This is a genomic window from Nocardioides zeicaulis (assembly GCF_042432345.1).
GTDB lineage: Bacteria > Actinomycetota > Actinomycetes > Propionibacteriales > Nocardioidaceae > Nocardioides > Nocardioides zeicaulis.
This window is the reverse complement of sequence record NZ_JBHLXH010000001.1, coordinates 2,826,497-2,834,009: the sequence shown is the minus strand read 5'-3', so window position 1 is coordinate 2,834,009 and position 7,513 is coordinate 2,826,497. Positions and strand designations below refer to the sequence as shown.

At 73.7% G+C, this 7,513-nt stretch carries 9 protein-coding genes; all 9 read right to left on the bottom strand.

Going from position 1 to position 7,513, the window contains the following annotated elements:
* On the bottom strand, nucleotides 1–345 hold a 345-nt coding region (locus ACFFJG_RS13890; protein WP_378519315.1), incomplete at its 3' end, for an XdhC family protein.
* A complete protein-coding gene (locus ACFFJG_RS13885) occupies nucleotides 338–1,480 on the bottom strand; it encodes a vWA domain-containing protein (RefSeq protein ID WP_378519314.1) in 1,143 nt (380 codons plus the stop codon). The genes ACFFJG_RS13890 and ACFFJG_RS13885, both read right to left, overlap by 8 nt.
* Entirely contained in the window at nucleotides 1,477–2,355 is an 879-nt protein-coding gene (locus ACFFJG_RS13880) for an AAA family ATPase (protein WP_378519313.1), read from the bottom strand. Before ACFFJG_RS13880 ends, ACFFJG_RS13885 begins: the two co-directional genes overlap by 4 nt.
* Nucleotides 2,356–2,410: 55 nt before the next feature.
* The gene (locus ACFFJG_RS13875) at nucleotides 2,411–2,962 is read right to left on the bottom strand and encodes a nucleotidyltransferase family protein (protein ID WP_378519312.1); all 552 of its coding nucleotides are present in this window, start codon (nucleotides 2,960–2,962) and stop codon (nucleotides 2,411–2,413) included.
* A complete protein-coding gene (locus ACFFJG_RS13870; RefSeq protein ID WP_378519311.1) occupies nucleotides 2,959–3,477 on the bottom strand; it encodes a hypothetical protein in 519 nt (172 codons plus the stop codon). Before ACFFJG_RS13870 ends, ACFFJG_RS13875 begins: the two co-directional genes overlap by 4 nt.
* 80 nt (nucleotides 3,478–3,557) lie before the next feature.
* Complete coding sequence (locus tag ACFFJG_RS13865) at nucleotides 3,558–4,268, bottom strand: hypothetical protein (RefSeq protein WP_378519310.1); 711 nt, start codon at nucleotides 4,266–4,268, stop codon at nucleotides 3,558–3,560.
* A 77-nt stretch (nucleotides 4,269–4,345) separates the two neighbouring features.
* On the bottom strand, nucleotides 4,346–5,710 hold the full coding sequence (locus tag ACFFJG_RS13860; RefSeq protein ID WP_378519309.1) for a collagen-like domain-containing protein: 1,365 nt from the start codon (nucleotides 5,708–5,710) through the stop codon (nucleotides 4,346–4,348).
* A gap of 121 nt (nucleotides 5,711–5,831) precedes the next feature.
* Nucleotides 5,832–6,641: an ABC transporter permease gene (locus tag ACFFJG_RS13855; RefSeq protein WP_378519308.1), complete on the bottom strand. Its 810-nt coding sequence runs from the start codon at nucleotides 6,639–6,641 to the stop codon at nucleotides 5,832–5,834.
* Complete coding sequence (locus ACFFJG_RS13850; protein ID WP_378519307.1) at nucleotides 6,638–7,513, bottom strand: ABC transporter permease; 876 nt, start codon at nucleotides 7,511–7,513, stop codon at nucleotides 6,638–6,640. The genes ACFFJG_RS13855 and ACFFJG_RS13850 overlap by 4 nt, the downstream gene beginning before the upstream one ends.

Below are 7,513 nucleotides of genomic sequence, written 5' to 3'. Positions count from 1 at the left end.
GGCCGCCACGTCGCCCAGCTCGGGGAACGTCTCGCGGGAGACCCGCTCGACGTAGACGTCGAGGATGCCGCCGCAGGTCAGGCCCACGGCGAAGGCGTCGTCGTCGGAGACGCCGTAGCGCTCCAGCACCGGCTCGCCGGACTCCACGACCGACTGGGCCAGCTCGTAGACCGCCCCCTCGACGCAGCCGCCGGACACCGAGCCGACGGCCGTCTCGTCGGGTCCGACCAGCATCGACGCCCCGGCCGGCCGGGGGGCCGACCGGAAGGTCGCCACGACGGTGCCGACGCCGACGGTGTCGCCGGCCTCCCACCACTGCATCAGCTCGGGCAGCACGTCACGCACGCGAGATCACCTCCGTGAGGTCGGCGAAGGTCGCCAGCGAGTGGCCGGCGAGGAAGTCGTCGCAGTGGGGCAGGGCGGCCACCACCCCGCGCTGGAGCGGCTCGTAGCCCGCCTTCCCCCGGTGCGGGTTGACCCACACGACGCGGTGGGCCACGCGCTGCAGGCGCGCCATCTGCTCGCCGAGCAGGGTCGCGTCGCCGCGCTCCCACCCGTCGCTGAACACGACCACCACCGACCCGCGCGCCATCCCGCGCTGGCCCCAGCGGTCGAGGAAGACCCGCAGCGTCTCGCCGAGCCGGGTGCCGCCGGACCAGTCGGGCACCACCTCGCCGGCCGCGACGATGGCGCGGTCGGCGTCGGGCGAGCGCAGGGCCCGGGTCACGTGGGTGAGGCGGGTGCCGACGGTGAAGGTCTCGACCACCCCGCCCGAGGCCCGCGCCGACTGGGTCAGTCGGTGGGCCAGGCGCAGCAGCGCGTCGGCGTACGCGCTCATCGACCCGCTCACGTCGACCAGCAGCACCACCCGGCGCGGCCGGACGGCCCGGCGTCGCCAGGCGATCTCACCCGGCTCGCCCATCTGGCGCAGGGAGCTGCGCAGCGTGCGGGACGCGTCGAGCCGGCCGCGGCGCCACCGGCGGTGGCGGGCCGTGCGCCGCGTCGGCGGCCGGAGCGCGAGGCGGACGAACATCGCGTCGAGGCGCCGCTTCTCCGCGGCGTCGAGCGAGGCGACGTCGCGGTGGCGCAGCACCTCCGACGTGGACGCGGCGACGCGCTGGAGATCCTCGTCGTCGGGCGACCCCGAGCCGCCGGCCTCGGTGTCGGGCAGCAGGTGGGCGGTCGCGGGGCGCGGGTCCTGGCGCGGCCGCGCCCGGGGCAGGCCGTCGCGGTGGTCGAACCACGCCGCGAAGACCTGGTCGAAGCGGGCGAGGTCGTCGGGCGAGCCGCACAGGGTCGCCCGACCGGCCCAGTAGGTCGCCTGCCGGTCGCCGAGCCCGACCGCCGCGACGGCGGTCAGGAAGCCGTGGGCGCGGTCCTGGGTGACCGCGACCCCCGAGGCCCTGAGCGCGCGGGTGAAGCCGAGCAGCACCTCGTCGACGGCGTGCCGCTCCTGGGCCGGGCCCGCGGGTTCGCTCATCGCGCCAGCATCCGGTCGAGCGCGGCCTTCACCCGGTCGGCGTCCTCGCGGTACTTCAGCAGCGCGCCGAGGGTCGCCGCGGCGGTGGCGAGGTCGAGCTCGGTGGTGCCGAGGTGGGTCAGCGCGCGCGCCCAGTCGAGGGTCTCCGCGACACCCGGCGGCTTGAGCAGGTCGTCGCGGGCCCGCAGCTGCTGGACCAGCCCGACCACCTGCCGGGCCAGGGCGTCGCTGACCTCGGGCGCGCGGGAACGGACGATCTCCACCTCGCGGTCCAGGCCCGGGTGGTCGATCCAGTGGTAGAGGCAGCGCCGCTTGAGCGCGTCGTGGAGCTCGCGGGTGCGGTTGGAGGTGAGCACCACCAGCGGCGGCTCCGGCGCGGTCACCGTGCCGAACTCCGGGATGGTCACCTGCCAGGTCGAGAGCACCTCGAGCAGGAACGCCTCGAACTCGTCGTCGGCCCGGTCGACCTCGTCGACCAGCAGCACGGCCGGCGCCCGGCGCAGCGCGGAAAGGACGGGGCGGGCGAGCAGGAAGCGCTCGTCGTAGAGGCTCTTCTCGGCCTCGTCGGAGTCGACCTGCCCGGCCGCCTCGAGGGCCCGCAGGTGCAGGATCTGGCGCGGGAAGTCCCAGTCGTAGAGGGCCTGGCTCGCATCGATCCCCTCGTAGCACTGCAGCCGCACCAGCGGCAGGTCGAGGGTCTGCGCGAGCGCCTCGGCCAGAGCCGTCTTGCCGGTGCCCGGCTCGCCCTCGAGCAGCAGCGGCCGCTGCATCCGGGCGGCGAGGAAGACCACGGTCGCCAGCTCGTCGTCGGCGAGGTAGCCGGTGGTGCCCAGGCGGGCGGCGACGTCGGCGGTGGAGTCGATCCCTGCAACCATGCCGTCAGGCTACGACCCGGCACGTTGGTCGCACGTTGGCGTGGGACCACGGACCTCAGCGGGTGTCGACGTCAACACCTGTGGCGAGGTCGCCGCACTCCACGAGCGTGACGGCGTGGGTGGCGAGGTAGTCGCGCGCGCCGCGGTCGGCGCTCGCCGCGCCCCGCACGCCGTCCCAGTGCTCGCGCCCGATCAGGACGGGGTGCCCCGCGACGCCGTCGTACGCCGCCCGGGCGAGGACGTCGCGCCCGGTCGCCGCGGCCAGCAGGCGCTGCACCACCGCGCCGTCGACGTCGGGCAGGTCGACCAGCGACACCAGGGCGGCGTCGTGGTCGGTCTCGACGAGGGCCTGCAGACCTGCCCGGAGGGAGGCGCCCATGCCTTCAGCCCAGTCGTCGGCGCGGACCCGGACGACCGACATCGGCAGCAGCGCCGCCGCCTCCTCGGCCGCCGCGCCCAGGACCACCACGACCTCGTCGCACGGGCGCAGGGCGTGCAGGGAGCGCAGCAGCCACGACGTCCCGTCGTCGTCGCGGGCCAGCGCCTTGGGGCCGCCGTACCGGCGCCCCTCCCCCGCCGCCAGCAGCAGCCCGGCGACGGAGGTCACCCGGTGAACGCCTGGTCGTAGACCGACTGCAGCTCGGGGGTCTCCGGGCCGGTGAACCCGCACAGCGAGACGCGCCCGCCGCTGGCACTGACCAGGTAGGACGTGCCCTCCTGGAAGTCCACCGCCATCAGCAGGTCCTGCATGTCCTTGCTCGGGGCGTCGACGGTCACGGTGGCGGCATCGCCGTCGGTGTACCACTGGTCGACCGCGAGGGTCGCGGTGCCGTCGTCGAGGGAGGTGACGGTGCCGGCGAAGGCGGTGTCGAAGCCGGAGAGCACCTCCGCGCTCGGGACCGCGCACTTGCCGGCGGTCGAGCCGTCGGCGGTGAGGGCCAGCGTCCCGCCCCCCGTGCTGTCGGAGGCGGTGCTGTCGGACGTGCCGTCCGAGGTCGTGCTGTCCGAGGTCGGGGCCGAGGCGGGCTGCTCGGCGTCGTCCGAGCTGCTCCCGCAGGCGGACAGGGCGCCGAGGGCGAGCACGGCGACGGGGACGGCGACAAGGCTGCGCAGGGTCTTCACGGTTCCTCCTGGTCTGGCCGGACCGGTGGTGGTCACCGGCCCGTGCAGGTGGGACGGACGGGGCGCGAGGTCCGTTCCCCTCACTGCTCGGCCTCCTCCTCCTCCACCCGCCGCTTGAGCCGACCGACCCCCGGGATCTTGCCGAGGATCTCGTTGAGCTCGCGCGAGACGTTGAGCAGCTCGTGCACGTCGGGGGCCACGGAGCCCAGGGTCGCCAGGACCGGCATCACGTCCTTCTCCATCGCGTCGGTCAGCGCGGGGAGCTGGTCGACCAACCGCACGAGGGCCTCCACCTCGGCCGGGCTGGTCGTGTCGGCCAGCGCCTGCAGCGTGGGCTGCAGCGTGGCCAGCGGCGCCTCGAGGGCGTCCATCAGCGACCCGGCCCGCCCGACCTGCACGGCCGCGCCGTCCACCACGGTCCCGACGCGGTCGATCTGCTGCTGCGCGTCGTCGGCCACGCCACCGACGCGGTCGATCTGCTGCTGCGCGCCGTCAGCCACGCCACCGACGCGGTCGATCTGCTGCTGCGCGCCGTCGATCACCCCACCGACGCGGTCGACCTGCGTCTGCGCGTCGTCGATCACGCTCGCCACCCGTGCTGCCTCCACGGTGACGGCGTCCACCACACCGTCGACGCGGTCGACGAGGGCGGTCACCCGGGCCAGCAGCACCTCGGCCTGGGACAGCAGGGCCAGGGCACGCGGCACGGCGCCCGCCAGGGCCTCGACCTGGTCACCCCCGCGCTCGAGGAGGGACATCACGTCACGGGGGCCGGGCACGGGCAGGCGCATGGCCCCTTCCTACCGGTCGGCGCGAAATGGCGACAGGGCCCCGCCGAAGCGGGGGCCCTGTTAGGGGGCGTCGGTGCTCAGCCGACCGTCAGCGGCACGGCGATCTTGTTCACCGTGCTGTTCGCGGGGAGGCCGAGCTCGGCGCGCGTCGCAGTCTTCAGCAGCCAGCCGCTGTTGGTGCCCGAGCTCGCGTAGCAGTTGGGGTTGTCGATCGAGGCGGACGTGAAGGACACCGACGTCGTGTAGCCGGAGGTGACCGTCGCGGGCACCATCCACGAGTTGAGGGACCCGCTGTAGACGGCTGACTTGCCGAAGTTCGGCTGGCCGGAGATGCCGCCGTCGTTGAGGTAGGCCTGGCCGCTGCCAGCACTCGCGCACGGGGCGGTGTAGTAGATCTGGCCCGGGCTGGCCATGCCGTCCCAGGTGACCCAGAGCTGGTAGCCGGTCGAGGTCACGAACGAGATGCCGTAGGAGTCCATCGACACGACCTTGCCGATGGCGTTGGAGTTGCCGTCGGTCAGGGTCAGGCCGCCACCGGCCGGGCCCTGGGGACCCGTCGCGCCGGTCGCGCCGGTCTGGCCGATCGGACCCTGCGGGCCGGTGGCGCCCTGGGGGCCCATCGGGCCCTGGGGGCCGATCGGGCCCTGCGCACCCGGGGAACCGGTCGAGCCGGTCGAGCCCGTCACCCCCTGGGGGCCCTGCGCACCGGTCTGCCCCGGCGCACCGGTCGAGCCCGTGGCGCCGGTCGCACCGGTCTGGCCGGTCTCGCCCTGGTCGCCCTTCGGCCCGACGGGGCCGCGGAGGTTCACCATGGCGACCCAGCCCTGGGCGCCCTTGCGGAAGGCGTCCCACGTGGACGTGTTGAGGTACCAGTCGCCGAGCGCGCCGACGGTGACGTCCGGGACGCCCGTGCCCTGCAGCCACTGGCTGCCGGCGGCACCCGTGTCGCCCTGGTCGCCCTTCGCGCCGTCGGCACCCGCGGCGCCGCGGTCGCCCTTGGCGCCCGGTGCGCCGGCGGCACCGGTCGCGCCCGTCGCCCCGGCATCCCCCCTCGCCCCCTGGGGGCCGACGGCACCCGGCGCGCCCGTCGCGCCCATGATGTTGACCCGAAACTGCCACCCGCTGGGGGTGTTCTTGTACGCGTCGCCGGTGGTGGTGTCGAGGTACCAGCTGTTGGTGTCACCGTCGCTGGCCTTGGGCGCACCGGCACCGGAGTTCCAGCTGGTGCGCAGCAGGTCGAGCGCCTCGATGGTGATCTGCTGCTTGCCGACGGCGCGGTCGGCGATGTCGGCTCCCGTGATCGTCTTGTCACGGATGTCCTTGCCGGTGACCAGGGCGCCGGCGGTGGCACCGCCGACACCCGCCGACACGACGAGGGCTCCGGCGACGGCCAGGGCGGGGACGGTGCGCGTGCGCAGGGACGCGACGGTCAGGTGCTTCAACGGTTCTCCCAGGGTGAGGTGCCGCACCACTCCCACGGCGGTGCGACGCTCGGACCCTAGGGAGTGACGCCGGCCCGAGTCCCGGGTTTGGGTGAACCCGCCCGCGGACGACCCGATCGGGCTACCGTGCCGCCGCCACGGCCTCGTCGGTGCCGGCGAGCTTCTGCGACAGCCAGATCGGGACGATCGACAGCACGATGAGGGCCGCGGCCACGACGTTGACGACCGGCGCCTGGTTGGGGCGGAACAGGTTCTGGTAGATCCAGATCGGGAGCGTCTGGATGCCCTGGCCCGCGGTGAACGTGGTCACGATGATCTCGTCGAAGGACAGCGCGAACGACAGCAGCGCGCCGGCGAGCAGGGCCGAGCGCATCATCGGCAGCGTGATCGACCAGAACGTCCGGAACGTGCCGGCGCCGAGGTCCATCGAGGCCTCCTCCAGGTTGCCGCCGAGACGGCGCAGCCGGGCGATCGCGTTGTTGAACACCGTCACCATGCAGAACGTGGCGTGCGAGACGACCAGGGAGAACATCCCGAGCTCGATGCCGAACATCGTCAGGAAGGCGTTGGCCAGGGCGATGCCGGTGACCACGCCCGGCAGCGCGATGGGCAGCACGATGAGCAGCGACACCGTGTCGCGGCCGAAGAAGCGGAAGCGCTGCAGGGCCAGCGCGGCCATGGTGCCCAGCACGAGCGCGACGGCGGTGGCGATGACCGCCACCTCGACCGAGACCACGACGGCGTTGCGCGCGCCCGGGTTCTCGATGGCCGATCCCCACCACTGCGTCGTGAAGCCGGGCGGCGGCCACTCAAAGGTGCGCGAGGTGTTGAAGGAGTTGAGCACCACCAGCGCGAGCGGGGCGTAGACGAAGAGCAGCACCAGCGCGCTCAGGACGAGCAGCACCGTGCGGGTGGTCCGGGAGAAGGTCACAGCGAGTCCAGCGCTCCCGTCCGGCGCACGGCCGTGAGGTAGACCAGCATCACCGCGACCGGGATGGTCGCCACCGCCGCGGCGAACGGCATGTTGTTGCCGGTGAGGAACGAGTCGTAGACGACGTTGCCGAGCATCTGGTTGGCGCCGCCGACGATCTTCACCGCGATGTAGTCGCCCAGCGTCAGCGAGAAGGTGAAGATCGACCCGGCGACCGCGGCCGGGAACAGCACCGGCAGCACGACGCGTCGCATCGTGGTCGCGGTGGAGGCGCCCAGGTCGGCCGAGGCCTCCAGCAGCGAGCCCGGCAGCCGCTCCAGGCCGGCGTACATCGGCAGGATCATGTAGGGCAGCCAGAGGTAGGACAACGTCAGCACGGTGGCGGCCAGGCCGTAGCCGGGCGAGAGCCCGACCGAGTCGAGCGGGCCGCCGGTGGCGAGCATCCCTCGCCAGGCGTAGGCCTTGACCAGGTAGGACGCCCACAGCGGCATCAGCACCGCCACGACCAGGAGCCGCTGCGCACGGGGCGAGGCGACCTTGGCCATGTAGAGCGCGATGGGGAACGCCAGGACCGCGTCGATCACCGTCACCGCCACCGCTGTGAGCAGGGTGCGCACCGTGATGGTGCGGTAGACGTCGAGGGTGGCGAGGTCGCGGTAGTTGTCGAGGTTCCAGACCCGCTGGATGTTGCCGCCGAACGCGTCGACGCTCCACAGCGAGGTGACGAACAGCGCCGCCAGCGAGCCCAGGTAGAGCACCCCGAGCCACAGCACCGGAGGCCCGAGCAGCAGCCCGAGCCGCAGGCGGGGACGGCGGTGGAGCACGCCTGCCGGCACTGCTCCACCGCCGCCCGGCGGACGCCGTCCGACCAC

Bases quoted from the DNA above. Each gene is read 5' to 3' on its own strand.
- ACFFJG_RS13885 (WP_378519314.1), bottom strand. From the start codon at position 1,480: ATGAGCGAACCCGCGGGCCCGGCCCAGGAGCGGCACGCCGTCGACGAG.
- ACFFJG_RS13880 (WP_378519313.1), bottom strand. From the start codon at position 2,355: ATGGTTGCAGGGATCGACTCCACCGCCGACGTCGCCGCCCGCCTGGGC.
- ACFFJG_RS13865 (WP_378519310.1), bottom strand. From the start codon at position 4,268: ATGCGCCTGCCCGTGCCCGGCCCCCGTGACGTGATGTCCCTCCTCGAG.